Annotated in this window: 23 protein-coding genes and 1 pseudogene; 13 read left to right on the top strand and 11 right to left on the bottom strand. The window is 46.4% G+C overall.

Features of this window, described 5'->3' with window-relative positions; translation table 11 throughout:
- Positions 1–3 precede the first annotated feature (3 nt).
- From coaE to ICE90_RS02350, 5 genes are read right to left on the bottom strand one after another with little or no spacing between them, the layout of a single operon-like run.
- On the bottom strand, positions 4–690 hold the full coding sequence (coaE, locus tag ICE90_RS02330) for a dephospho-CoA kinase (RefSeq protein WP_215321375.1): 687 nt from the start codon (positions 688–690) through the stop codon (positions 4–6).
- Complete coding sequence (locus tag ICE90_RS02335; RefSeq protein ID WP_215321376.1) at positions 645–1145, bottom strand: A24 family peptidase; 501 nt, start codon at positions 1143–1145, stop codon at positions 645–647. Before ICE90_RS02335 ends, coaE begins: the two co-directional genes overlap by 46 nt.
- Positions 1145–2191 (bottom strand): type II secretion system F family protein, encoded by a 1047-nt coding sequence (locus ICE90_RS02340; RefSeq protein ID WP_216190730.1) that lies wholly within the window; start codon positions 2189–2191, stop codon positions 1145–1147. Before ICE90_RS02340 ends, ICE90_RS02335 begins: the two co-directional genes overlap by 1 nt.
- Positions 2182–3261, bottom strand: a complete 1080-nt coding sequence (locus tag ICE90_RS02345) for a GspE/PulE family protein (protein WP_216190731.1) — start codon at positions 3259–3261, stop codon at positions 2182–2184. Before ICE90_RS02345 ends, ICE90_RS02340 begins: the two co-directional genes overlap by 10 nt.
- Positions 3258–4550: an HlyC/CorC family transporter gene (locus ICE90_RS02350; RefSeq protein WP_215321379.1), complete on the bottom strand. Its 1293-nt coding sequence runs from the start codon at positions 4548–4550 to the stop codon at positions 3258–3260. Before ICE90_RS02350 ends, ICE90_RS02345 begins: the two co-directional genes overlap by 4 nt.
- A gap of 226 nt (positions 4551–4776) precedes the next feature.
- Between ICE90_RS02350 and ICE90_RS02355 the strand changes: the two genes are divergently transcribed.
- A complete protein-coding gene (locus ICE90_RS02355; protein ID WP_251368498.1) occupies positions 4777–5181 on the top strand; it encodes a methylated-DNA--[protein]-cysteine S-methyltransferase in 405 nt (134 codons plus the stop codon).
- 6 nt (positions 5182–5187) lie between these two features.
- On the opposite strand, the gene ICE90_RS02360 is transcribed toward ICE90_RS02355, so the two are convergent.
- Entirely contained in the window at positions 5188–6135 is a 948-nt protein-coding gene (locus ICE90_RS02360) for a squalene/phytoene synthase family protein (RefSeq protein WP_216863818.1), read from the bottom strand.
- Between the two features lie 145 nt (positions 6136–6280).
- On the opposite strand from ICE90_RS02360, the gene ICE90_RS02365 reads away from it, so the two are divergent.
- Both ICE90_RS02365 and ICE90_RS02370 read left to right on the top strand, forming a co-directional pair.
- Positions 6281–7696, top strand: a complete 1416-nt coding sequence (locus ICE90_RS02365; RefSeq protein WP_215321382.1) for a sodium:solute symporter family protein — start codon at positions 6281–6283, stop codon at positions 7694–7696.
- A 105-nt stretch (positions 7697–7801) separates the two neighbouring features.
- Positions 7802–8821 (top strand): 2-dehydropantoate 2-reductase, encoded by a 1020-nt coding sequence (locus ICE90_RS02370; protein ID WP_215321383.1) that lies wholly within the window; start codon positions 7802–7804, stop codon positions 8819–8821.
- 72 nt (positions 8822–8893) lie between these two features.
- On the opposite strand, the gene ICE90_RS02375 is transcribed toward ICE90_RS02370, so the two are convergent.
- Positions 8894–9661, bottom strand: a complete 768-nt coding sequence (locus ICE90_RS02375) for a fumarylacetoacetate hydrolase family protein (protein WP_216190733.1) — start codon at positions 9659–9661, stop codon at positions 8894–8896.
- Between the two features lie 56 nt (positions 9662–9717).
- On the opposite strand from ICE90_RS02375, the gene ICE90_RS02380 reads away from it, so the two are divergent.
- Complete coding sequence (locus tag ICE90_RS02380) at positions 9718–10653, top strand: glycine/sarcosine/betaine reductase selenoprotein B family protein (RefSeq protein WP_216190734.1); 936 nt, start codon at positions 9718–9720, stop codon at positions 10651–10653.
- On the opposite strand, the gene ICE90_RS02385 is transcribed toward ICE90_RS02380, so the two are convergent.
- Positions 10650–11654 (bottom strand): polyprenyl synthetase family protein, encoded by a 1005-nt coding sequence (locus tag ICE90_RS02385; protein ID WP_216190735.1) that lies wholly within the window; start codon positions 11652–11654, stop codon positions 10650–10652. The genes ICE90_RS02380 and ICE90_RS02385 overlap by 4 nt on opposite strands.
- A gap of 75 nt (positions 11655–11729) precedes the next feature.
- On the opposite strand from ICE90_RS02385, the gene rplU reads away from it, so the two are divergent.
- The 4 genes and pseudogenes from rplU to proB form a co-directional block, all read left to right on the top strand.
- On the top strand, positions 11730–12041 hold the full coding sequence (rplU, locus tag ICE90_RS02390; RefSeq protein WP_011902040.1) for a 50S ribosomal protein L21: 312 nt from the start codon (positions 11730–11732) through the stop codon (positions 12039–12041).
- 19 nt (positions 12042–12060) lie between these two features.
- Positions 12061–12321, top strand: coding sequence for a 50S ribosomal protein L27 (rpmA, locus tag ICE90_RS02395; protein WP_011902041.1), 261 nt, complete (start codon positions 12061–12063; stop codon positions 12319–12321).
- Positions 12322–12409: 88 nt separating this feature from the next.
- Positions 12410–13498 carry a GTPase ObgE gene (obgE, locus tag ICE90_RS02400; protein ID WP_215321387.1) on the top strand — a complete coding sequence of 363 codons (1089 nt, stop codon included), beginning with the start codon at positions 12410–12412 and terminating at the stop codon, positions 13496–13498.
- A gap of 21 nt (positions 13499–13519) precedes the next feature.
- Positions 13520–14299 (top strand): annotated as a pseudogene (gene proB, locus ICE90_RS02405) (glutamate 5-kinase); the annotation flags it as partial.
- A 29-nt stretch (positions 14300–14328) separates the two neighbouring features.
- On the opposite strand, the gene ICE90_RS02410 reads toward proB, so the two are convergent.
- On the bottom strand, positions 14329–14892 hold the full coding sequence (locus ICE90_RS02410; RefSeq protein ID WP_216190737.1) for a CNP1-like family protein: 564 nt from the start codon (positions 14890–14892) through the stop codon (positions 14329–14331).
- Positions 14889–15488: an RNA pyrophosphohydrolase gene (locus ICE90_RS02415; RefSeq protein ID WP_215321390.1), complete on the bottom strand. Its 600-nt coding sequence runs from the start codon at positions 15486–15488 to the stop codon at positions 14889–14891. Before ICE90_RS02415 ends, ICE90_RS02410 begins: the two co-directional genes overlap by 4 nt.
- Before the next feature lie 48 nt (positions 15489–15536).
- Here ICE90_RS02415 and ICE90_RS02420 point away from each other — a divergent pair, with 48 nt between their 5' ends.
- Positions 15537–17279, top strand: coding sequence for a proline--tRNA ligase (locus tag ICE90_RS02420; RefSeq protein ID WP_216190738.1), 1743 nt, complete (start codon positions 15537–15539; stop codon positions 17277–17279).
- Here the strand turns inward: ICE90_RS02420 and ffh are convergent, their stop codons facing one another.
- A complete protein-coding gene (gene ffh / locus ICE90_RS02425) occupies positions 17280–18662 on the bottom strand; it encodes a signal recognition particle protein (protein WP_216190739.1) in 1383 nt (460 codons plus the stop codon). It lies immediately after the preceding gene.
- Between the two features lie 20 nt (positions 18663–18682).
- Here ffh and ICE90_RS02430 point away from each other — a divergent pair, with 20 nt between their 5' ends.
- The 4 genes from ICE90_RS02430 to ICE90_RS02445 all read left to right on the top strand — a co-directional run bounded on the left by ICE90_RS02430 (position 18683) and on the right by ICE90_RS02445 (position 24820).
- Positions 18683–19531, top strand: a complete 849-nt coding sequence (locus ICE90_RS02430; protein ID WP_215321393.1) for an inner membrane protein YpjD — start codon at positions 18683–18685, stop codon at positions 19529–19531.
- A gap of 3 nt (positions 19532–19534) precedes the next feature.
- The gene (gene ampD, locus ICE90_RS02435; RefSeq protein ID WP_255533271.1) at positions 19535–20353 is read left to right on the top strand and encodes a 1,6-anhydro-N-acetylmuramyl-L-alanine amidase AmpD; all 819 of its coding nucleotides are present in this window, start codon (positions 19535–19537) and stop codon (positions 20351–20353) included.
- Between the two features lie 329 nt (positions 20354–20682).
- A complete protein-coding gene (locus tag ICE90_RS02440; RefSeq protein ID WP_370623804.1) occupies positions 20683–23592 on the top strand; it encodes a ribonucleoside-diphosphate reductase subunit alpha in 2910 nt (969 codons plus the stop codon).
- A gap of 43 nt (positions 23593–23635) precedes the next feature.
- A complete protein-coding gene (locus ICE90_RS02445) occupies positions 23636–24820 on the top strand; it encodes a ribonucleotide-diphosphate reductase subunit beta (RefSeq protein WP_216190740.1) in 1185 nt (394 codons plus the stop codon).
- The last annotated feature ends 235 nt before the right edge of the window (positions 24821–25055 follow it).

Here is a 25055-nt window from a genome sequence, read left to right on the forward strand (position 1 = left end):
ATTCTATGACGAACTGGTGCGATCTTTCTGAATCTGTAAGATTTTTTCGTTCAACTTTAAAACTTCAGTTTTTAAGTTCTCAAGAGAGCCCTGATTCTCAATGACCATATCCGCCCTGGCAATACGCTCTTCTCTGCTGGCTTGAGCCTTCAGAATTCTCTCTACCTCGTTTTTGGGTAATTTGCTGCGCTGCATCACTCGTTCAATTTGAGTTTCCTCTGGGCAGTCCACGACTACGAGGTAATCCAGAAGGGGTGCCCAATTACCTGATTCAATCAACAGGGGCACTACAAAAACAAGGTAAGGAACCTTTTTTTCTATCAGCCGTTTGGTTTGCCGAATGGATTCTTCCCTTATGAGGGGGTGGGTGATTGCTTCTAAAGATTGCCTAGCTACCGGCTCGGAAAATACTAGACTACGCATCTTGACTCTATCTAAAGCCCCGCTTGAGTCAATAAACTCAGAGCCAAACTGCTTTTGAATGAAGGGGATAGCCACTCCATTTGGGGCGGTGATCTGATGGGCGATGAGATCAGTGTCGACAATGCCCGCACCCAGTTGAGCGAGCTGATCGCTCACGGCAGTTTTTCCTGAGCCAATACCTCCAGTAAGACCTACAAAGGGTACATGCCCTTTTAGGATGTCTAGACCGGCTTGCTCAGAAGAAGGGTTTGTAGGGTTTGTGGCCATAACAACTCAATGATGCCAGCAATAGCCAGGAAAGGGCCAAACGGAAAAGCTGAGCGATGATTTTGTTTATTCCATTGCAGCCAAATAATGCCGCCAATCAGTCCGGTCAGGGATGCCATTAGCAAAATACTGGGTAATGCAAACCAGCCAAGCCAAGCGCCCAAGGCTGCCAGTAGTTTGGCATCTCCCATTCCAATCCCATCTTGCTTTTTGACTATCCGATAAAGAAGATTGAGGAGCCAAAGACTGGTGTAGCCTAGGACCGCTCCAATGATTGCGTTTTGAAAAGAAATGAAGCTTTGATTTGAAAGGCCATTAAACAAGAGACCCAGCAAGATGAGTGGTAAGGTGATGACATCAGGCAAGCGAAAGGTGCGCAAATCGAAATAAGCTAAGTACACCAGGATTGTTATCAGGCAGATTCGTATCCAGTCGAAAAAAACAAAATTACCCATTAAACAATCTGTCCTAGGTTAAAGATGGGGAGATATAGGATTATGACCAGACTTCCAATAATGAGTCCAACGAAAATGATTAATAAGGGCTCTAAGCTTTGGCTTAAGGTGTTTAGGCGATTGCTTAATTGAGAACTCAATGCTGATGCGCGCTTTTTTAGCATTTCAGCGAGCGCACCACTTTCAGATCCTATTCGTAAGAGCTGCAATGTTTCCTGATCAAATAGCAGGCGTTTGGGATCTGCTTTTGATATGGCATCTCCGAGTGACCAGCCACGGGTAAGGTGTTTGAATATATCTGCGCTGAAATCATGGCTAAGCCAGTGGTTAGATGATTGTGCGGTAACCCTCAATGCATCTGGAAGGGGTAATCCAGACTTCAGGAGGTGACCTAATGTCCGGCACCAGTAGGTCAGAGTGGCCAATCTTAGGAGCTGGCCAATGATGGGTATAGAGAAGCTCAGTCTATCGCAGTGCTTTTGTATTTTGGGGATCCTAGACCATGCAAGACTAAAAAGCATGGCAAAGCCAATGAAGGCTATCGCGATTTCGAGGTAAAACGCTTCAAACCATGACGATGCCTGAATTAACACTTTAGTCGGAGCTGGCAACTCCGCTTGAAAATGAGCAAAAACATCCTTAAAGACGGGCACAACCCAAATCATCATCACTATCACTAGAAGGCAAGAGCTAGTAAGGGTGATGGCGGGATAACTCATTGCCTGTTGAATTTTTCGACGTAATTCAATTTGGGCCTCAAGTTGCTGGCAGATGGTTTTTAGCGCCAGATGAAAGTCACCAGTACGCTCACTAACCCGAATGAGATTAATAAATTCCATAGAGAATAGATTTTCTTGGGCGCGCAAGCATTGAGAAAAACTTTCACCCTTTTTGAGCTGGGTGTGAATGCTAGTCACCCAAGGAATCCAGGTCTTTGGGGCGGTTGAATAAACAAGTTCAATCGCATTGAGGATTGGTAGGCCTGCCTCTAGCAATGTTACAAGCTGCTCAGCAAAATGAAGTTGATTCTGCTTGCTTAGTGCCATGTGCCCACTTCTGCATTTAGGGCTGCTTGATTAATAAGGCCCGCTTGCATATGCATTAATCCGGCATCTCGCATGTTGAGGTATGAAGTAGACGAGTTAAACAAATGGGTTTTGCTTAGTACTTCATGAACCCCAATGCGCCCAAGGTAGCCATTGCCTTTGCAGAATGAACATGGCACATTATTTTTGATCTTAAATCCAAGACATTGAGCGCAAGTTTTTCGCACGAGGCGCTGTGAGCTGACGCTTAAGAGACAGGACTCTAAAGATTGTTGATCTACTCCTAGATGGCCAAGTCTAGGAACTGCCCCACAAGCATTTCGGGTATGCAAGGTGCTGAGAACGAGATGCCCAGTTTGTGCCGCCTGAATAGCAAGTTGGGCTGTAGCGGTATCTCGAATCTCCCCGATCATGATGACATCCGGGTCTTGCCGAAGAAGGGCGCGAATGATTGTTGGAAAATCCAAGCCTGCCCGGGGGTGATAGGCTACTTGGTTGACTCCAGCAAGACGAATTTCAATGGGGTCTTCTATCGAGCAAAGATTGCGATGATTTTGATTGAGCTGACGCAGGCAGCTATAGAGCGTTCGAGTCTTGCCGCTCCCAGTTGGCCCGGTCACTAGGATCAGCCCGCTGGATTGAGCAAGGGCTTGCTGAAATATCTCGAGTTGTTCCGAGAGGAGGCCAATGTCTTGAAGATCAAGCTCCTCTACGCAGCTGGGTAGTATGCGAACAACCGCCTTTTCTCCATGAAGGGTTGGCAAGATTGAGACCCGGCAATCAATATTGGGTTTGGAAAAGTCATGGCCAATGCAAAGGCGTCCATCTTGCGGCAGGCGTTTTTCTGCAATATCTAAGCGCGCCAGCACTTTAATGCGTGTGATGAGGCGGTCATGAAATTCAATCGGGTAATGCGACTGTACTTGTAGCAGGCCATCGACCCGAATACGAATGAGTGTGGCTTGGACTCCAGCCTCTATATGAATATCACTCGCTCGAGCATCTAGGGCATATGTAGCGATTTCATACCAAGTGCGAATGATCAGTGAGTCATCAGCGTTAACGCTCAATCTTGTTCTGGAGTCCGAATGGCGGGACGATAAAGCTTCACTGTTTTAACACTATGCTCGTCAAATTGAACAATTTCCATGACGATGCCAGCAATACGAATGCTGACATCATGATCGGGGATGGCCTCGAGTTTTTCGAGAATGAGTCCATTTAAGGTGCGCGGACCATTTAAAGGGAGGCTAAGGTTGAGTAAGCGATTCAGATCTCGTAGTGAGGCACCACCTGTTGCTAGATAGGTTCCATTGGGGAGCCAATGAGGATCAGTTGAGAGGTTGGAGAAAGAGGTCGTGAATTCCCCAATAAGTTCTTCGACGATATCTTCAAAAGTGACTAGTCCCAGAACTTCGCCATATTCATTTACAACCAAACTTAAGCGTTGTTGGTTATCTTGGAAAAATTGCATTTGCTGCAATACGGGGGTGCTACTCGGGATGAAGTAAGGCTCATTTAATAACACCTTAAAGTCTTCATGCTCAAGGTCGGTGTCACCTAGCAGAGTCAAGGCCTTTTTGACAGAAAGGATTCCGACAATACGTTCAGAGTCACCATCACAAACGGGTAATTTATTGTGATAGCAAGTCTCCAATTGTTGGACTACTTCATTAATAGGTCTTGAGAGATCCAAAACTTCAATCTTGGACCTGGGTGTCATCACATCATCAACAGTAATGTTTTCTAAATTGAATAAGTTGAGCAGGATGTTGCGATGATGATTGGAGACAAAACGATTTGACTCCAAAACGAGGCTGCGTAACTCTTCTTTACTCATAGCCCTGCTATCAGAAGAGGATTGCAGGCCAGATACTTTCATAAGACCAGAAACAAAGTTATTGATAAACCAAAGCAGCGGTTTCAATACAAAAGTCAGGGGCAAAATAAACCAGCCAACATTGGAGGCAATCTTTTCTGGAAAAGCGGCACCAATGACCTTCGGGGTAATCTCGCTAAAAATAATGATGAGTAGGGCAACAACTAAAGTAGCAATTGAGAGTACGAGACCACTATCACCAAAAATATGCAGAGCAATCCCCGTAACCAGAATAGGAAGAACGGTATTGATCAGGTTGTTCGAAATCAGCAGCACCGACAATAAGGAGTCAATACGCTTTAGGAGTCTGTCAGCTAGCGCTGCACCTGCATTGCCACCATTGGCCATTGCACGTAGACGGTGACGATTGGAGGACAGCATGCTGGTTTCTGCCATCGAGAAAAAGCCAGAGAGTGCAAGTAAAAATAGGACTAGAGCAACTTGGCCATAAAGCGGCCAATCGTCAAAAAAGGTGTCCATGAGGTCTGCCTGAAAAAAGTAAGGATGAGTCAATATAGCAAAGTGGCATTTCTCAAGCTATAGCCATGGAATAAATATCTGTCATCCCTCTTGTTTATTTATGTGAGAATCACTTGATATGGCTTCCATACCAACCCCTTTGAGCTCAAATGGCGCTAACTACTGTGTTATTGCGGCGCCTTTTGGGTGTCTGGGCATTTCGACGGAAATGGTGGAGGGTAGCCTAATGCTTTCTAGAATGGATTATTTGCCAGCCAACACGGTTTTAATCGCTCCACAGAATCAGCTGGCTAAAGAGGTTGCGCGGCAGTGCATGGCTTACTTTCAGGATCCTCATTGGCAATTTGACTTACCCACAAAACCCGCGGGTACTGAGCACCAAAGAAAAGTGTGGACTAGTATCCAAGACATACCTGCTGGAAAAACAAGAACCTATGGTGATGTAGCTAAAAAGATCAAGAGTGGGGCGCGTGCAGTAGGCACAGCGTGCGGTGCCAATCCCTACCCCTTAATTGCACCATGCCATCGAGTCGTGTCAGCCCAAGGTATTGGTGGCTTTATGAAAGAAAACTCCCCAGGTCTGTATCGCCAAATTAAGCTCTGGCTTTTAAAGCATGAAGGCGCTTTGTAGGTTTGCTTATTTAGCGAGTGATCTGCTACTAAGGTTGAAAAAAATCTTCATCACCATATCGCTTTTAACGGCCCACTTTGTAAAGCCGTAGAAACTCATGACAGTGTTTCTAGAAAGTTTTACTTCATCTTTACTGTCGAATTCTTTACGATCTGCAACCTTTGACAGAGTCATTACCGCCAAACCAAAAGCCAAAAAGCAGAAACGTCTCATACCCTGTTCCTGTTTAGGAATCAACAGAATGTAATGCAGAGATTCCCGGAGCTTTTCATAGGCAAGCCTGAGAAGTGCTTCATGACTAACATTGATTGGCTTCCAGGAGACCCCGCGGGCCTTATCCTCTGGTGAGTCTTTAAGAATATTGGTCATTTGTAGTGCTTGACCAAATGCAATTGCCAAATTTTCATGCTCCGCCATTTTTTCTTTGAAGGCCTGGGAATGGTTGCTAAAGATGGTTGTTAGCAGTTCGCCAACTACCCCTGCCACGACATAGCAATATTGTTCAAACTCAGCAAGATCTTGAAGGCCGGCTTGGTTTTGTCTTCCATGGAAGCACGACATTCCTTCAGACATGATGGAAACGCAACGACTGACTGCTGCTTGATCCTGGGTAGAGCAGGTATGCAAAATTCGCAGAACAGTGGGTGTATGAGAAATTAAATCCAACTCATCTTGATTGCTGTAATTTTTTAATGCGTTGAGGCAGGGTGCAACAAATGCCTCAACTGGAGCCCTCTCAAGCACTGCATCCAAAAACAGCGCCGAAAGAGCTTGCTTGCTCTGTGGGCTTAAATCTGCGGCATCCTCAATAGTGTCAACAATGCGGCATAGCAAATAGGTGTTGCCGACTACCTTTTCGATGCTTGGGGGTAGAAGTGGGATGGTAAGGGCAAAAGTACGCGAGACAGATCCCAAAATAGCCTTTTGGTAGGCCAGATCGGCTGATGGACTCAATGTCGGGGATTGTTCGGGTGTTCTCACTCTTGAATTATGTCAGACCAATGCTCAACGTGGAGTGATCCAAATGGGTACTTTTTGCTAACTACCAAAAGTGACATAGCCATATAATTTCATCAAATTTCACAAGGAGTATTTGGGCGTGCTAATTTGGTTTGTCATTATTTACTGGGTTATCTCGGTCGGCATTGGCTTATGGGCAGCCCTAAGAGTCAAAAATACTGCTGACTTTGCTGCGGCTGGCCATAGCCTACCTTTGCCCATTGTTACCGCCACTGTATTTGCAACCTGGTTTGGCTCTGAAACCGTTTTAGGAATTCCGGCCACTTTTTTAAAAGAAGGATTGGGGGGAGTGGTTGCAGATCCCTTTGGTTCCTCTCTTTGTTTAATTTTGGTGGGACTGTTTTTTGCTCGCCATCTTTATAACCGTCGCATGCTCACTATCGGTGATTTTTTTCGCGAGAAGTATGGCCGCACAGTTGAGGTTTTAGTCACTCTTTGTATTGTTGTTTCTTACTTGGGTTGGGTTGCTGCACAAATTAAAGCTCTAGGATTGGTATTTAATGTTGTCTCTGAAGGAAGCATTTCTCAGACGGGCGGCATGATGATTGGTGCTGCTAGTGTATTGATTTACACCTTATTTGGCGGGATGTGGTCGGTTGCTATTACGGACTTCATTCAGATGATCATTATTGTGGTCGGCATGCTCTATATCGGTGGTGAGATGACCTCGCAGACTGGCGGTATTGGTGTGGTGATTGAGCATGCAGCCGCCGGTGGCCAATTTAGTAACTTCTGGCCAGATATGAATTTAGCTTCGATCTTGGGCTTCGTTGCTGCCTTATGCACCATGATGTTGGGATCTATTCCGCAGCAAGATGTCTTTCAGCGAATTACCTCATCTAAGAATGTGAACATTGCTGTCCAAGCAGCTTTGCTAGGCGGAGTGCTCTATTTTATTTTTGCATTTGTACCCATGTATTTGGCTTACTCGGCAACCTTGATTAGTCCGGATTTGGTCAAGGAATACCTCACCACTGATCCACAGATGATCTTGCCTAAGTTGATTCTGAACCACGCACCTCTTATTGCCCAGGTGATGTTCTTTGGTGCACTCCTCTCAGCCATTAAGAGTTGTGCCAGCGCTACCTTATTAGCGCCATCGGTAACGTTTGCTGAAAATATTGTGCGAGGTTTTTTCAAACATTTATCTGATCATGATTTGTTAAAGGTCATGCGGATTACGGTTTTATGTTTTGCTGTAGTGGTCACTTTCTTTGCGGTGAACTCGGAGCTGTCTATTTTTAAGATGGTGGAGAGTGCCTATAAAGTGACTCTAGTTGCCGCATTTGTGCCATTAGCGTTTGGGGTTTATTGGCCTAGAGCGAACTCCTTGGGCGGATTATTGGCCGTCGTTGGAGGCTTAACGATTTGGATCAGTTGTGAGACTTTGGCTCCGAATGCCATATTGCCGCCCCAATTAGCCGGTCTATTTGCTAGCATCGCAGGCATGATTTTAGGTAGCCTCGTACCGAAAGACTCATTAAAGGCTGTTTAGAGCATGATCTGCTTAAAAATGATGCAACTAAGAATATATTGCACCGCAAAATGATCTCCTCTAATATGACAGTAATACAAAATTTTTTATTCTTATGGAGTTCCTATGAAAATCTGTGTGATCGGCGGGGGTGGCGCTATTGGCGGTTACTTAGCTGTCATGTTGGCGCGAGCGGGCAATGAGGTAACGGTTGTTGCGCGCGGTGCTACTTTGGCCGCAATTAAAGAGCGTGGCCTAGCTTTAATTATGGATGACCAACCAGAGCCTTTGGTTGCCCAAGTTAAAGCGGTGGAAAAAATTGGTGATGCCGAGACTCCTGATGTTGTGATTCTTGCGGTGAAGGCTCATCAAGTAGAGCCGATCATTGATGATTTGGCGGCCATTATGGGTCCCGAAACTATTTTGATCCCAATGCAGAACGGAATTCCTTGGTGGTATTTCCAGAAGTTGAGCGGTGAATATCAAGATCATTCAGTGGAAACAGTGGATGCTGGTGGTATCGCTAAGAATGCCATTAACCCAAATAACATTATTGGTTGCGTAGTCTATCCAGCAACCTTTACTCAAGCGCCTGGCGTGATTCGTCACGTTGAAGGTAATCGCTTTCCATTGGGTGAGTTGGATGGCACAACGACTGAGCGCATTCAGAAGATATCGGAGATGATGGGCGCAGCTGGATTTAAGTCTCCTATTCTGGATGACATTCGCTCTGAGATCTGGCTCAAACTATGGGGCAATATGACTTTCAATCCAATTAGCTCTTTGACGCATGGAACCTTGGAAGGCATCTGCCAATACCCATTGACCAAAGAGTTGGCTCGCAACATGATGGCCGAAGCGCAGACGATTGCCGAGAAGTTGGGTGTGACTTTCCGTGTGGATATAGAGCGTCGTATCGCTGGTGCTGAAAAAGTCGGTAAACACAAAACTTCCATGTTGCAAGACCTGGAAGCGGGTCGTAGCTTAGAGATTGATGCTTTATTGGGGTCAGTGATTGAGCTGGGTAAGATCACCCAAACCCCAACACCTTGCTTGAATACCGTATTTGCTTTGACTAAATACTTGGATGAAAACGTCCAGGCCTCTAAAGGTAGCTTGGCATTGCCATCAGTATCAGGCTACTAAAAAAGTAAAGTTTCTTGAAACAAAAAACCCTTGCTACTGAACATAGCAAGGGTTTTTTTGTGGGGATAGAAATTATTCGAAGCGATTATCTAGTTGGCCAACCCCATCAATAATGATGCTGACATTGCTACCAGGCTTCATGGAGCCCACACCAACGGAAGTGCCGCAAGCAATGATATCTCCAGCTTCAAGCGGTACATCTTGGGAAATGAGGCTCACTAATTTTGCGGGTGCGAAAATCATGTCCGCAATCGGATAGTTTTGACGCTCTTGATCATTGAGAATGGTTTTGATCGTTAGCTTACTCGGATCTACATCGGTAGTGATGTAAGGGCCGAATACGCCAAAGGTATTAAAACTCTTAGAGCGAGTCCACTGTGCATAACCAGGGTCGCGGTTCAGGATTTCAATCGCGGTAACATCATTAATGCAGGTATAGCCAAAGATGGCTTGAGCTGCTTCCGCCTCATCCACTTCATGACAGCGTTTGCCAATCACAATACCAAGCTCCCCTTCATAAACAACTTTTCCGGAATAGGACTTGGGGGTACGAATCACTTGGTTGGCGGCTAAGAAGGAGTTATTTCCCTTGAGAAAGTACAAAGGCTCTGCAGGTACGGCATGCTCAAGCTTCGTTACCAGTGCATGGAAGTTGTCGACCATGGCAACCATCTTGGAAGGAGTGCATGGGATATCAATCGTTACATCAGCCAGCTTGAGTGTTTCGCCTGTGACCTTGGGTCCTTTAAATAAGTCACCCTCATACACTGCGATTTGGTCGCCCTGTACTTGTCCTAAACCACTTTTTCCTTGATGCTGAAATCTAAGCCACTGAGCCATAATGAGTTCCTATGAGATTAAATATTTGATATGCAATATCTTACAGGGATGGATTGATGTCTAAGATTTCTGAACTCATATTTGCACCAGAACGGGATCAGCCGATTCGCTATATAGAGCGCACCCGCAGCTACTACTTGGGTTTAGGCTATGAGAATCCGTATGTATGGGCTCACTATATTGATGTGCCATTTACTCCGCTGAAAAAACCACTTGCGCAATCTGTCTTGGGTCTCATTACTACGGCCGTTCCTCATGACCCCAGTAAAGGACCTCAAGGCCAGGGCGCTCCTTACAATGCTGCAGCCAAGTTTTATCAGCCCTATCAACAGTCAATCGAAGGAAGTATCGATTTACGAATTGCCCATGTTGGGGTTGATCGCGAGAATGCCAATATGGAAGACGGCAATTGTTGGTTTCCGCTGGACGCTGCTAAACGAGCGCTTGCAGATGGAAGGATAGGTGAGGTTTCAGAAAACTTCTATGGCTTGCCGACTAATCGAAGTCAGCGCCACACATTAGAGATTGATGCCCCCCGCGTTTTAGAGATGATAAAAGCCGACGGTGTCAATGTAGTGGCATTAATTCCGAACTGCCCAATATGTCATCAGAGCCAAAGTTTATTAGCGCGTTACTTAGAGGCTGCAGGCATTTCAACAGTCGTGATGGGCGCCGCTAAAGACATTGTTGAATATTGTGGGGTGCCACGACTAATGTTTAGTGATTTTCCGTTAGGTAATGCGGCTGCAAAACCAAATGATGTGCCTTCTCAGGATTTGAATTTTGAGTTGGCATTACGGCTTTTGGAGTCTGCTCCTGCAGCCCGCACAACGGTTCAATCACCATTGGTATGGTCAGAAGATCCTTCGTGGAAACTAGATTATTCCAATCTAGAGCAGTTATTGCCGCAAGAAATTGCACGTTTGCGTGAAGAGGCGGAACAGGTCCGAATGACTGCGCGTGAACTCAGATTGAATACTTTGGGATCTTAGGTTTGCCTCGTAAGAGAGTAGGCACACAGAGCTTCCAGCGCAGCACTGGCTTCATTTGATGGGAAGTCTTTTAGGCAGGCTAAGGCCAGGTCGGCCTCACGCTTGGCTGCTGCTTGTGTGTAATCTAGTGCGCCAGAGTTTTTTACGGCGGCAAGGATTTGTGTAAACACATCATCTGGTAAATCTTGGTTTTGTTCAATTGCTGCGCGCACTAAAAGACGTTCTTCATTACTACCGTTTTCTAGCAAGTAAATCAGTGGCAGCGTAGGCTTACCTTCGCGTAAATCATCCCCGGCATTTTTTCCCATCTGTGCAGCATTAGCGGTGTAGTCCAGCAAGTCATCCATTAACTGAAAAGCCGTACCGATGTGACGTCCAAATGCAGCAGCTTGTTCGCGTTGCGTATCGGAGGCGTTGGCTAGGATGGCGCCAAGCTCAGTAGAGGCTTCAAAAAGCTTGGCCGTTTTATAGCGAATGACCTGTAAATAACTTGCTTCATCTACTTCTGGGTCATTCATATTGAGAAGTTGCAAAACTTCGCCTTCGGCAATCGTGTTGGTTGCGTCTGACAAAATTTGCATGACTCGAAGGTCGTTTGGGCCAACCATCATTTGGAAGGCTCGGGAATATAAGAAGTCGCCCACTAAAACACTGGCAGCATTGCCAAAAGCGGCATTGGCAGTCTCGCGACCTCTTCTCAGGGTAGATTCATCAACTACATCATCATGAAGCAGGGTAGCGGTGTGGATGAATTCAACTACAGCCGACATTTCCAGGGTGTGGGGTGTTTCTTTGCCATTGGCGAGGGCTTTGGCCACCAACATCAACAGGGCGGGCCTGACCCGCTTGCCGCCAGCCTGGATGATATAGCTCGAGATTTGGTCAATTAAGGCGACTTTTGAGGCTAAACGCTGACGGATAACCTCGTCTAAGGCCTTGAAATCTAAGGCAATTGGGGCCAGAATTTGGCTTAAGTCATTGGTTTTGACAGTGCTCGTCATGCAAGATATAATAATGGGCTTAGCTGGTCCAGGGTGGATTAGCTTAAATGTAGATATTAATTGAGGTTTCAAACCATGTACGCGGTCATAAAAACCGGTGGCAAACAATATAAAGTTGCTGCAGGCGAAAAATTGAAAATAGAACAGATACCAGCGGAAATCGGCAGCGAAATCACTCTTGACCAAGTCCTCGCCGTTGGCGAAGGCGCTTCACTGAAATTAGGTGATCCATTGGTTAATGGTGCAGCTGTGATGGCCACTGTCGTCTCCCAGGGACGTCACGATAAAGTGACAATCTTTAAGATGCGCCGTCGCAAGCATTATCAAAAGCACCAAGGCCATCGTCAGAATTTCACTGAAATTTTGATCAACACGATTAAAGCCTAATTCAGGGTAGGAGAAAGATATGGCACAGAAAAAAGGCGGCGGCTCAACACGAAATGGCCGCGACTCAGAATCGAAACGCTTAGGCGTTAAGGTATTTGGCGGCGAGCATATTAATGCTGGCAGCATCATCATTCGTCAACGTGGCACACGTGTTCATCCAGGTGCTAACGTTGGTATTGGCAAGGATCACACTTTGTTCGCCTTGATTGACGGACAAGTGGAATTCGGCGTTAAGGGTGCTTTGAAGAAGGCCCAAGTTTCAGTCTTGCCTCGTTCATAAGGCAGCCTGACTGAGACACGTTTGATTCAGATTTATTCCGAATTTAACTCTTAGGAACAGGCCTCGCTAAGCGAGGCCTTTTTTATTCATGAAATTTATAGACGAAGCACGTATCGAAGTGATAGCAGGGCAAGGTGGCGCCGGGAGTGCCTCTATGCGCCGCGAAAAGTTCATTGAATTTGGCGGGCCTGATGGTGGAGACGGCGGCAAAGGCGGTAGCGTCTGGGCAATAGCCGATCGCAACATCAATACCTTGATTGATTACCGCTACGCAAAAACACATACTGCAAAAAATGGTGAGCCTGGTCGTGGCGCAGATTGCTATGGCCGCGCTGGTGACGATATCGAGTTACGGATGCCAGTTGGCACAATCATTGCCGACTATGAAACTGGTGAACCCATTGCTGACTTAACTACCCATGGTGAGCGCTTATGTTTGGCGCAGGGCGGTGTTGGTGGTTGGGGCAATATTCACTTTAAGAGTAGTACGAATAGGGCGCCACGTCAAAAGACGAATGGCAAAGAAGGTGAACGCCGTAAGCTGAAGCTCGAATTAAAAGTATTGGCCGACGTTGGTTTATTGGGTATGCCTAATGCGGGTAAATCTACCTTGATTACTGCAGTTTCGAATGCTCGTCCAAAGATTGCGGATTATCCATTCACCACTTTGCATCCAAATTTGGGTGTAGTGCGTGTGGGAGCTGAACGCAGTTTTGTGATCGCTGATATTCCTGGTTTGATTGAAGGCGCGGCTGAAGGCGCTGGTCTGGGTCATCGCTTCTTGCGCCATTTACAACGTACAGGCGTATTGCTGCATTTGGTTGATATTGCTCCATTTGATGCAAATGTTGATCCAGTGGCAGATGCTGTAGCGATTGTGAATGAATTGCGTAAGTACGACGAAGCTTTGGTTGAGAAGCCGCGTTGGCTAGTCTTAAATAAAGTGGACATGATTCCAGAAGAAGATCGCAAGAAAGTCGTTGCTGACTTTATAAAGCGCTTTAAATGGAAAGGCCCCGTCTTCGAGATCTCAGCCTTAACAGGCTTGGGTTGCGACAAGCTTTGCTATTCTTTACAGGATTATTTGGATTCTGTACGTCGTGACCGAGATGATGCGGATGAGCGCGCTCAAGATCCGCGTTATCAAGATCAGCTAGAAGATAAAAAACCAGATTAAACATTTCATTCGCCTTTTGCTATGAACGCTAAAAAAACTCAACGGATTGTTGTCAAAGTAGGATCTAGCCTAGTCACCAATAATGGTGAAGGCTTGGATCATGCTGCGATTGCAATGTGGGCTGAGCAAATGGCTGGGCTATTAAAGGCAGGTCATGAGGTGTTGATGGTGAGCTCAGGCGCTATTGCTGAAGGCATGCAGCGTCTGGGTTGGACTAAGCGCCCACAAGAAATTCACCAACTACAAGCCGCTGCTGCAGTCGGTCAGATGGGTTTGGTTCAGGTTTATGAAAGCTGTTTTGCGCGCTTCAATCTCCGTAGCGCTCAGGTCTTGCTGACTAATGCAGACTTAGCTGATGCTGAACGGAATGCCAATGCTAGAGCTACCCTCGATACTTTGTTGAAGTTGGGTGTAGTTCCCATCATTAACGAGAATGACACAGTAGTAACCGATGAAATTAAGTTTGGTGACAACGACAGCCTTGCCGCTTTAGTAACCAATTTAATTCATGCGGATCTTTTGGTGATTTTGACTGATCAAGGCGGTCTGTTTACTGCAGATCCACGTCAAAATCCAAATGCCACCTTGCTTGCAGACGCTGTTGCGGGAGATCCTGCTTTAGAAAAAATGGCGGGTGGTGCCGCTAGTGAGCTCAGTAAGGGTGGTATGTTGACTAAGGTACTGGCAGCAAAGATTGCCGTACAAACCGGCGCAGCTACCGTGATTGCCTCTGGGCGCGAACCTCATGTGCTTACTCGCCTAATGGCGGGCGAGAAAATTGGGACCTACTTGAGCGCTAAGTAAGCGCCAAGTACGTAGATCTCAACTTTTTATTGAATACCGTTTGAGTTGGTTGGCTTTTGCCCACCAATAAAGCCATTCGGGTTGAGAGAATTCAAAATAGTTTTGATATTCTTTTCTTGAGAGCTGAAATTACAAAAAGCTCCTTGTGCTAAAGCTGCTTGATAGCGATTGGGTACGTTGCTTTGAATATTGCGCCAAGTAGACAAGGGATTCTCTTTCCAGGCGCCATTTTCTAAAGTGCCATAAAGCCGCCACTGAAATGAATCACAACGAATGCCTTCATATTGAGCCTGCACGCTACCGCTTGGACTTGTGAGCACGACAATATAGCGAGTCACTCCATCGGCACCAATCAGAATAGAGTCAGTATCTACGGCAAATTTAAAGATGGTGTGCTGAGAAACATAAAAAGGCAGTAAGGTAGCCTGGTTCGGTGGGCTTAAGGGCATAGTAGTTGTACCCTCTTTAAATACCATGGGTGCAAATGGATCTTCGCCACTAATGAGGGCATCTCCGCCGCATGCAGATAATGCAATGCCGAAGATTGCGGTGCAGCAAGAGAGATACAGGCGCTTCAGAGAAATAGTCATGTGGATTGATCGTTTGGGTTGTCGTCTTTCGGATGTTCGTGAGAGCCACCGTAAAAAGACTGAATTAAATCAAGAGGGGATCCCCAGGCAAGTTGCTGCATACGCATGCCACGGGATAAGAAACGCGCTAATTCTGAAAGCGCAAGTTGATAAACTTCACGTTTAAAGCCAATGACTGCATCTAGTTGAATCCAGAATGGTACCCAGCGCCAGGCATCGAATTCGGGGTGTTCTGAAGCGCGTAGTTGGATATCGCTATCTAGACCTACGAGACGCAAGAGAAACCAAATTTGTTTTTGACCGCGGTATGCTGCTCTATGGACCCGAGTGGCATGTTGGCGGCGCAAGTATTCCTCAGGGACGTCGTAGCGAAGCCAATCCCTGGTGCGTCCAATAATTTGGACATGCTCCGGCAGTAAGCCAACCTCCTCTTGCAATTCGCGGTACATAGCCTGTTCAGGGCTTTCACCATGCTGAATCCCGCCCTGCGGGAACTGCCACGAATGCTGCCCAACGCGTTTTCCCCAGAAAACCTCGTTACGGCTGTTGAGGAGGACAATGCCGACATTCGGGCGATACCCTTCACGGTCAAGCATGATCGTGCCTCAAATCCTTTAAAATCAACGATTTGATTATATCCATACATGAAAGCCTCACAATCATTTCTCGCAACGCTAAAAGAAGCCCCCTCCGACGCTGAGGTGGTTTCGCACAAACTCATGGTGCGTGCAGGTTTAATTCGTAAGCTCAGCGCAGGCATTTACAACTATTTGCCGCTGGGTTTGAAGGTTATCCGCAAAGTAGAAAACATTATTCGTGAGGAAATGAATCGTGCTGGCGCAATTGAATTACTCATGCCAATGATTCAGCCTGCTGAGTTGTGGCAAGAGACTGGTCGTTGGGAAAAAATGGGTCCAGAGTTGCTGCGCATCAAAGATCGCCATGATCGCGATTTTTTGATTCAGCCCACTTCTGAAGAGGTCATTACTGATTTGGCTCGAAATGAGATTAAGAGTTACAAGCAATTGCCAGTGAACTTCTATCAGATACAGACCAAGTTCCGTGATGAGCGTCGCCCTCGTTTTGGCATCATGCGTGGTCGTGAGTTCAGCATGAAAGATGCCTACTCATTTGATCGCGATGTTGAGGGTCTCAAGAAGTCTTATCAAATGATGTTTGATGCTTACACCCGCATCTTTAAGCGTATGGGCCTTCAGTTCCGTGCGGTAACCGCAGATAATGGCGCCATTGGTGGCTCTGGCAGTCAAGAGTTTCATGTGATTGCTGATACTGGTGAAGATGCGATTGTGTATTGCCCTAGCTCTGATTACGCAGCCAATTTAGAGGCGGCCGAGTCTTTAGCTTTAATTGCTACACGTGCCGCTGCAGCTGCTGCGATGGCCAAAGTGCCAACGCCTGACAAGACAAATTGCGCAGATGTAGCAAAGTTCTTAAATATTCCGCTTGAGAGCACAGTGAAGTCACTATTGTTTGCTGCGGATCAGGAAAAAGGTCCAGCTAAGCTATTTATGTTGTTGGTGCGCGGTGACCATGAGCTTAACGAAGTCAAAGCAAGCAAAATTCCGGGTATGGCTGAATCACGTTTTGCTACTGAAGCAGAAATCAAACAAGCTTGTAATGCGCCTGCAGGTTATTTAGGTCCCGTCGGAGTAAGTGCTGACGTGACTGTTGTTGCTGATCGCACGGTCGCTAATATGGCCGACTTTGTCTGTGGCGCCAATGATGCTGGTCATCACTTGACTGGTGTGAACTGGGGTCGCGATTTGTCTGAGCCTTTAGTGTTGGATATTCGTAACGCGGTGATCGGTGATCCTTCGCCGGATGGCAAAGGGGTTGTTGATATTTGCCGCGGCATTGAAGTGGGTCACGTATTTCAATTGGGTACTCGTTATTCAGAAGCAATGGGTTGCACTTACTTGGATCAACAGGGCAAAGCCCAGCCGATGGTGATGGGTTGTTACGGGATCGGTGTTACTCGTTTGCTTGGCGCTGCAATTGAGCAGGGCCATGATGAGAAGGGTATTATCTGGCCGATCTCAATGGCACCCTTCGAGGTGGTCATTTGCCCAATGGGTTACGAGAAATCAGAAGCCGTTAAAGTCGCATGCGATCAGTTGCATGACGAGCTATTAGCAGCTGGCGTTGATGTGATTCTGGATGATCGCAATGAACGCCCAGGCGCGATGTTTGCTGACTGGGAGTTAATTGGAGCACCATTCCGTGTAGTGATTGGTGATCGTGGTTTGGCAGACTCTCAAGTCGAATTTAAGGGCCGCACGGATGCTGAGTCCGAGAACATCCCACTAAATGACATCAAAGCAAAAGTGATTGCTGCAGTTCAAGCAGCGAAGATCTTAGTTAATTAATTATTTCTTAAAGAGCCCGCCAATACCCTTGGCGGCTCCTTTTGCAGCCATGGTGGCCATGGTGCGCGCCATTTTTCCACCCTTGAATTGCTTCATCATGGTTTGCATTTGCTCGAACTGCGCTAGCAGGCGATTGACCTCTTGCACTTCTACGCCAGAGCCGGCGGCAATGCGACGCTTACGACTGGCTTTAAGTAATTCAGGCTTTCTGCGCTCCCGAGGAGTCATGCTATCAATAATGCCACGCATACGCGTAGTTTGTTTATCTGCATTGCTGAGATTTGCTTTGGAGGCGGCTTGTGCCATTTGGCTGGGTAACTTATCCATCAGACTAGCCATGCCACCCATCTTTTGCATTTGCATGAGTTGATCTCTAAAATCCTCTAGATCAAAACCACCTTTAGAAATCTTGCTGGCTAATTTTTCTGCCTTGGCAACGTCAACGTGTTGCTGAGCTTGCTCAACTAGAGCCAGAATATCGCCCATGCCCAGAATGCGATTTGCCATGCGTTCAGCATCAAATGCCTCTAGACCATCCATCTTTTCGGCGACGCCGATAAATTTGAGTGGAACACCAGTTACCTGTCGAACGGAGAGTGCTGCACCACCCCGAGAGTCGCCATCTAACTTAGTCAGGATCACGCCGGTAAGCGGGAGCGCTTCATGGAAGGCTTTAGCAGTATTGACAGCATCTTGACCCAGCATGGCGTCAACTACAAATAGGGTTTCAATTGGATTGAGACTGGCATGCAAAGTTTTTATTTCTTGCATGAGGGCTTCATCAATACCAAGACGTCCTGCGGTATCCACAATCACCACATCAAAGTAATGGCGGCGTGCCCAATCTAGGGCAGCTACAGCAATGTCATTTGGTTTTTGACTAATGTCGCTCGGAAAAAACTCAGCGCCAACCTGCTTGGTAACAGTTTCTAATTGCTCAATCGCAGCAGGACGATAGACGTCACAAGAAACAGTCAGAACCTTCTTTTTCTTTTTCTCCTTCAACCACTTGGCGAGTTTGCCAACGGATGTCGTTTTACCCGCACCTTGTAAGCCGGCCATCAAGATAACTGCAGGAGGCTGGGTAGCAAGATTGAGTTCGCCGCTTTGATTGGTGTCGCCCATCATGACTTGGGCGAGTTCACGTTGAACTAAGCCAACCAGAGCTTGTCCAGGACTGAGGCTCCCAACCACTTCCTCGCCAAGGGCTTTAAATTTGATTTGCTCAAGCAGTGACTTCACTACTGGCAGCGCTACGTCAGCCTCTAGCAAGGCCAAACGGATTTCCCGCAGCATTTCTGCGGTATTGTCTTCAGTGAGGCGGGCTTGGCCCCGCATTGTTTTAACAACGCGTGATAGGCGGTCGGTGAGGTTTTCTAGCATTTATCGATTAGACTTTCCAGATGGATATTTTAGGTTACTCAAGTTACGGATGGCTCCCTTCCGCACTTTATTTAGTGCTTTTGCTGGTTTTGAGCTTCAAAGCCAAGAGCGGCGTGGAGTCTGGACTCTCCAGCACTCTGGTCCAGGCTGCTATTTTTGTGATTTTGGTCATTCATGGGGTGCAATTGCATGACTCCGTCTTTACCCCTCAAGGCTTTGTATTTGGTTTTGCACAGGATTTGTCCTTGATTGCTTGGGTTGGCCTGGCCTTTTATTGGTTTCAATCTTGGTTTTTACCTATCTCAAGCTTACGTTGGATGGCCCTAATGTTTGCGCTCATTTGCGCATTGCTCCCTTCCATTTTTCCAGGGACCCTGCTTTCGCCGAAAGCGGTTTCAGATCCTTGGTTTAAGGGGCACTTCGTGGTGGCTACTGTTTCAGTGGGCTTGCTGAGTCTAGCAGCGATGCATGCCATGCTCATGAGCGTTCAAGATCGCGCATTGCATCGACAGTTGGCAATCATTCCCAATGGCCGCCTTGCTCACTGGTTGGAGGATTTGCCCCCGCTCATGACAATGGAAAGTCTTTTGTTCAATTTGCTCTATGTTGGTTTTGCACTTCTGAGTTTGACCGTCTTCTCGGGTCTACTCTTTTCGCAAACCTTGTTTGGCAGACCTTTGTTGTTTGATCACAAAACCATTTTTGCTTTGGTTTCCTGGTTTTTGTTTGCTGGTCTTTTGATAGCGCGTTGGCGAGTAGGGCTGCGTGGCAGAGCGGCTATTCGATGGGTATTAAGTGCTTATACCGCTTTGTTGCTTGCATATGTCGGCAGTCGTTTTGTAGTTGAAGTCATTCTGCAGAGAGCTTAACCATTGTTTAAGTGGCTTTTATTATTTGCAGGTGCTGGTCTTTTTTATCTTTGGATTAAGGGTAAGAAGCAAGCGCAGTTCAACGCAGAAAACCCCCCTAAACCCAATAATAATAAGCCTGAGAGGCCTACTGCGCCTGAGGTAATGGTGCAATGCCAATACTGCAAAGTGCACCTTCCTCAGCCAGAAGCCTTTACTTTTGACAATCGTTTTTATTGCTCCAAAGAACATCTTCATGCTCTCGATTTAAATGGTTGGGTTGGGGATGCGCAATGGAGAATTTCGCCTAACCAAGACACTAGACCAGAAAATGTTATCCCTGATTTAGTGGTGATTCATCACATCAGTCTTCCCCCAGGCGATTTCAAAAATCAATCATCTAGTCAGCATATAGTCGACTTTTTCCAAAATAAGCTGGACCCAAACAAGCACCCTTATTTTGCGCAGATTGCCGACCAAAAGGTATCCAGTCATTTTTTGATTACCCGCTCTGGAGATTTAATTCAGTTTGTCTCTACACAGAACAAGGCTTGGCACGCTGGTATTTCATCATTTTTTGACAGGGAAAAGTGCAATGACTTTTCGATTGGCATTGAGATGGAGGGAGATGGAGATTCGCCATTCGAGGCTTCTCAGTATCAAGTTTTGGCAAATCTCATTACGAAATTGGCGAGCACTTATCCTCATTTGCAATTTGCGGGACACAGCGACATTGCGCCTGGTCGCAAAACTGATCCTGGAATTTATTTTGACTGGAAAAAGTTCCAAAAAGAGACAGGCATTTCTCCTGAAAAACTACCTTTTGGTCTAAGTTCTCGATAGTCTTATTTTTGTATGTGAGCGTACGCTTACTTTTTTAGCCTTTGTCTAAAACGGGTCAAAAAATCCGCACCAAAATGACCCCAGAATAAGTGGAAAACTTAGTAAAAATACTAATAAATATTTGTCATAAATGGCTTACCAATTATCAAATATTTCCCTATACTTAGTGCCTAATGCGCTTCGAAACACTAGATGTAGTGTTTGAATCTAGCAACACCTCATTGTTTTTTAACGATATTTTGTCCAAATAACTATATATACGCAGGAGCAACATGACATACGCTAATCCACAGACAGCAGGCCAACCAGCTGGAGCGAATAACCCGGGAATGAGTCCTGCAGGGGCGGTAAATCAAGCCCCTTCTGCCAGCTTTGTGGCTGGTGGTGTTGGTGGCACCCAGGCAACCCAATTGTCTGATTACAAAATTATTCGCCGTAATGGTTCAGTTGTAGCGTTTGAGCCATCAAAAATTGCGATTGCAGTAACCAAGGCATTTTTAGCGGTTAATGGTGGACAAGGCGCTGCATCAGCACGTGTTCGCGAACAAGTAGAGCAGTTGACCCACTCTGTTGTGCGCGCATTGTTGCGTAGCCGCCCAAATGGCGGAACTTTCCACATCGAAGATATTCAGGACCAAGTTGAATTGGCTTTGATGCGTAGTGGTGAGCACAACGTTGCTCGTGCTTACGTCCTCTATCGTGAAAAGCGCAACCAAGAGCGCGCTGCTCAGCAAGAAGTTTCCCAAGAAGCACAAACTGCGAATCAAGCTGGCGAGTCTGGCATCAAGGTAACTGACAACGGTGTTGAGAAGTGGCTTGATATGGCTGCTTTGCGTACTGTGATTGAGGCAGCTTGCGAAGGTTTGGGTAATAACATTGATGCAACACCAATCATTACTGAAACCATCAAGAACTTGTACGACGGCGTACCAATGGCGCAGGTGTATGACTCTGCTATTTTGGCTTCCCGTACTTTGATTGAAAAAGATCCGGCCTATAGCCAAGTAACAGCGCGCATTTTGATGCACGTGATTCGTAAAGAAATCTTTGGCAAGGAAGTATTGCAGGGCGATACGCAAGCCGAATACAGCACTTATTTTGCGAAGTACATCAATGAAGGTATCTCTGCTGAGTTGCTGGACCCACGCATGCGTGAGTTTGACTTGCCACGCTTGGCTGCAGCCTTGAACGCCAGCCGTGATTTGCAATTCAACTATCTCGGCTTGCAAACTTTGTATGACCGCTATTTCTTGCACATTGAAGAGCGTCGTATTGAAATGCCACAGGCTTTCTTTATGCGCGTGGCAATGGGCTTGTCTTTGAATGAGATGGATCGTGAGCGTCGTGCAATCGAGTTCTATGAAATCCTATCTACATTTGATTTCATGTCCAGCACACCAACATTGTTCAATTCAGCAACTACTCGCCCACAGCTTTCTAGCTGCTACTTGACGACAGTGGATGATGATTTGGATGGAATTTACGAAGCATTGAAAGAAAATGCTTTGTTGTCTAAGTTTGCCGGTGGTTTGGGCAATGACTGGACTAACGTTCGTGCGTTGGGAAGCCATATCAAAGGTACTAACGGTAAATCACAGGGTGTTGTGCCGTTCTTGAAAGTGGTGAACGACACTGCAGTTGCTGTTAACCAGGGTGGTAAGCGTAAAGGTGCGGTCTGCGCCTACTTGGAAACATGGCACTTAGATATCGAAGAGTTCTTGGAGTTGCGTAAGAACACTGGTGACGACCGTCGTCGTACCCATGATATGAATACCTCAAACTGGATTCCTGATTTGTTCATGAAGCGTGTAATGGAAGGTGGCGATTGGACTTTGTTCTCACCATCAAACACTCCAGATTTGCATGACAAATTCGGCAGAGCATTTGAAGAGGCTTATGTTGCCTATGAGCAAAAAGCGGATCGTGGTGAATTGAAGCCATTCCGCCGTATCCCGGCGCAACAGTTGTGGCGCAAGATGCTCGGCATGTTGTTTGAAACAGGTCACCCATGGATTACTTTCAAAGATCCTTGCAACATTCGTAGTCCACAGCAGCATGTCGGTGTAGTTCACTCATCCAACCTCTGTACTGAGATCACCCTCAATACAAACGAGACTGAAATTGCGGTTTGTAACTTGGGCTCTGTGAACTTAACGGCTCACATGACTACAGATGCCAACGGCAAGATGATTTTGGATCACGAGAAGCTCCAAAGAACTGTGCGTACTGCAATGCGCATGTTGGATAACGTGATTGATATCAACTACTACGCAGTTGCTAAAGCACGTAATTCGAACTTGAAGCACCGTCCAGTGGGCATGGGCATCATGGGCTTCCAGGATTGTTTGCATATGCAGCGTATTCCTTACGCTAGCGATGAGGCTGTGAAGTTTGCTGACTCTTCAATGGAAGCGGTTTGCTACTACGCATACCAAGCATCTAATGAATTGGCTGAAGAGCGTGGCGTTTACAGCACCTACAAAGGTTCCTTATGGGATCGCGGCATTCTCCCGCAGGATTCAGTGGCCATGTTGGCGGCCGAGCGCGGTGGTTACGTAGAGGTAGATAACTCTTCTACTATGGATTGGAGTGGTTTACGTGCACGCATCAAGCAATACGGTATGCGCAACTCCAATTGCGTGGCAATTGCGCCAACAGCAACGATTTCAAATATTATTGGTGTTTCAGCTTGTATCGAGCCTACATTCCAGAACTTGTTTGTGAAGTCGAACCTTTCAGGCGAATTCACAGTGGTAAATGAGTATTTGGTGCGTGATTTGAAAGATCGCGGTCTTTGGGATGAGGTGATGATTGCCGACTTGAAGTACTTTGATGGCACATTGTCGAAAATTGACCGCATTCCGCAAGATTTGCGTGATTTGTATGCAACAGCCTTTGAAGTGGAGCCAAGCTGGTTGGTTGAGGCAGCATCCCGCCGTCAAAAGTGGATCGACCAAGCGCAATCACTCAACATTTACATGGGCGGCGCTTCCGGTAAGAAATTGGATGACACTTACAAATTAGCTTGGTTACGTGGCTTGAAGACCACTTATTACCTCCGCACAATGGCTGCAACTCACGTTGAGAAATCAACCGTTACTAGCGGTCAGTTGAATTCGGTTTCTAGTGGTGGTGGCGTGAATGGTACTGATGCGGCAGCGGCGCAAGAATTAGATGGCCCAGCCTGCACAATGCGCCCAGGCGATGCTGGTTTCGAAGAATGTGAAGCATGCCAATAAGCGATTTGCTTATTGGTCAGAATAAAAGAATTAGGAGAAAGTTATGTTGAATTGGGAAGAAGAAGTCGCTCCGGCACTAGCCAAGGCGAATCTTGCACCGCAACCGGTTGCAGTCGAGCCACAGCGCCCACAGGTGGATCAGGTTGCTCAAGTAGCCCCTCAAGTTGTTTCTGCCGGCCCATCACAAGCTGCTGCAGTTAGTGGCGCCGCCTTGCGTGTTAATGCCGCTGACAAGCGCGTCATTAATGCCAAGACTGACGTTAATCAGTTGGTTCCATTTAAATATAAATGGGCTTGGGAGAAGTATTTAGCTGGTTGCGCAAATCACTGGATGCCACAAGAGATCAATATGAACCGCGATATCGCGCTTTGGAAAGATCCGAATGGCCTAACAGAGGATGAGCGTCGCATCATCAAGCGCAATCTGGGTTTCTTTACAACTGCAGATTCTTTGGCAGCAAACAACATTGTTTTGGGTACTTATCGCCACATTACCGCTCCAGAATGCCGCCAATACCTATTGCGCCAGGCTTTTGAAGAGGCAATTCATACCCACGCGTACCAATATATTGTTGAATCTTTGGGCTTAGATCAATCCGAAATCTTCAATGCGTACAACGAAATTGAATCTATTCGCGCGAAAGATCAGTTCTTAATTCCGTTTATTGATGTTTTAACTGACCCGAATTTTCAGACTGGCACATTAGAAAACGATCAAAAGTTACTCCGATCACTCATTGTTTTTGCTTGTGTGATGGAAGGTTTGTTCTTTTATGTTGGTTTTACGCAAATACTTGCAATGGGTCGTCAAAACAAAATGACGGGTGCTGCTGAGCAGTATCAATACATCCTTCGCGATGAGTCTATGCACTGCAATTTCGGCATTGATTTGATAAACCAAATCAAGCTGGAGAACCCGCAGCTATGGACTTCCGAGTTCAAAGATGAGATCAAATCCATCTTCGAAAAAGCAGTCGAATTAGAGTACCGTTATGCCGAAGATACGATGCCTCGCGGAGTGCTCGGATTGAACGCTCCGATGTTCAAAGGGTACCTAAGATACATCTGTAATCGCAGATGTTTGCAAATAGGACTTGACGCGATGTTCCCAAATGAAGAGAATCCATTTCCATGGATGTCAGAAATGATTGATCTTAAGAAAGAAAGAAACTTTTTTGAGACACGCGTTATTGAGTATCAAACTGGCGGTGCGCTAAGTTGGGAGTAGTAAGCAGTAAGTAAGCGCATAGCCGGCTAAATTGGAGATTAGACGGTTGGATAGTTTAAGAAGTCAGCAAAAACAGACTCAAATCCGAAAACCCTTGCTCAAGGGTGTCTGGGCTATTCTCTCCATTTTTTCCAGCACATTTAAGAAGCCGTTGTCCTTTGGGACCACGGCTTTTTTTCCAGGATTCATTAGCGTGCAGCACCTAGCATCAAGCCGCGCGCCGATGAATGGCTCG

This window comes from Polynucleobacter sp. AP-RePozz3-80-G7 (assembly GCF_018882145.1).
Classification (GTDB): Bacteria; Pseudomonadota; Gammaproteobacteria; order Burkholderiales; family Burkholderiaceae; genus Polynucleobacter.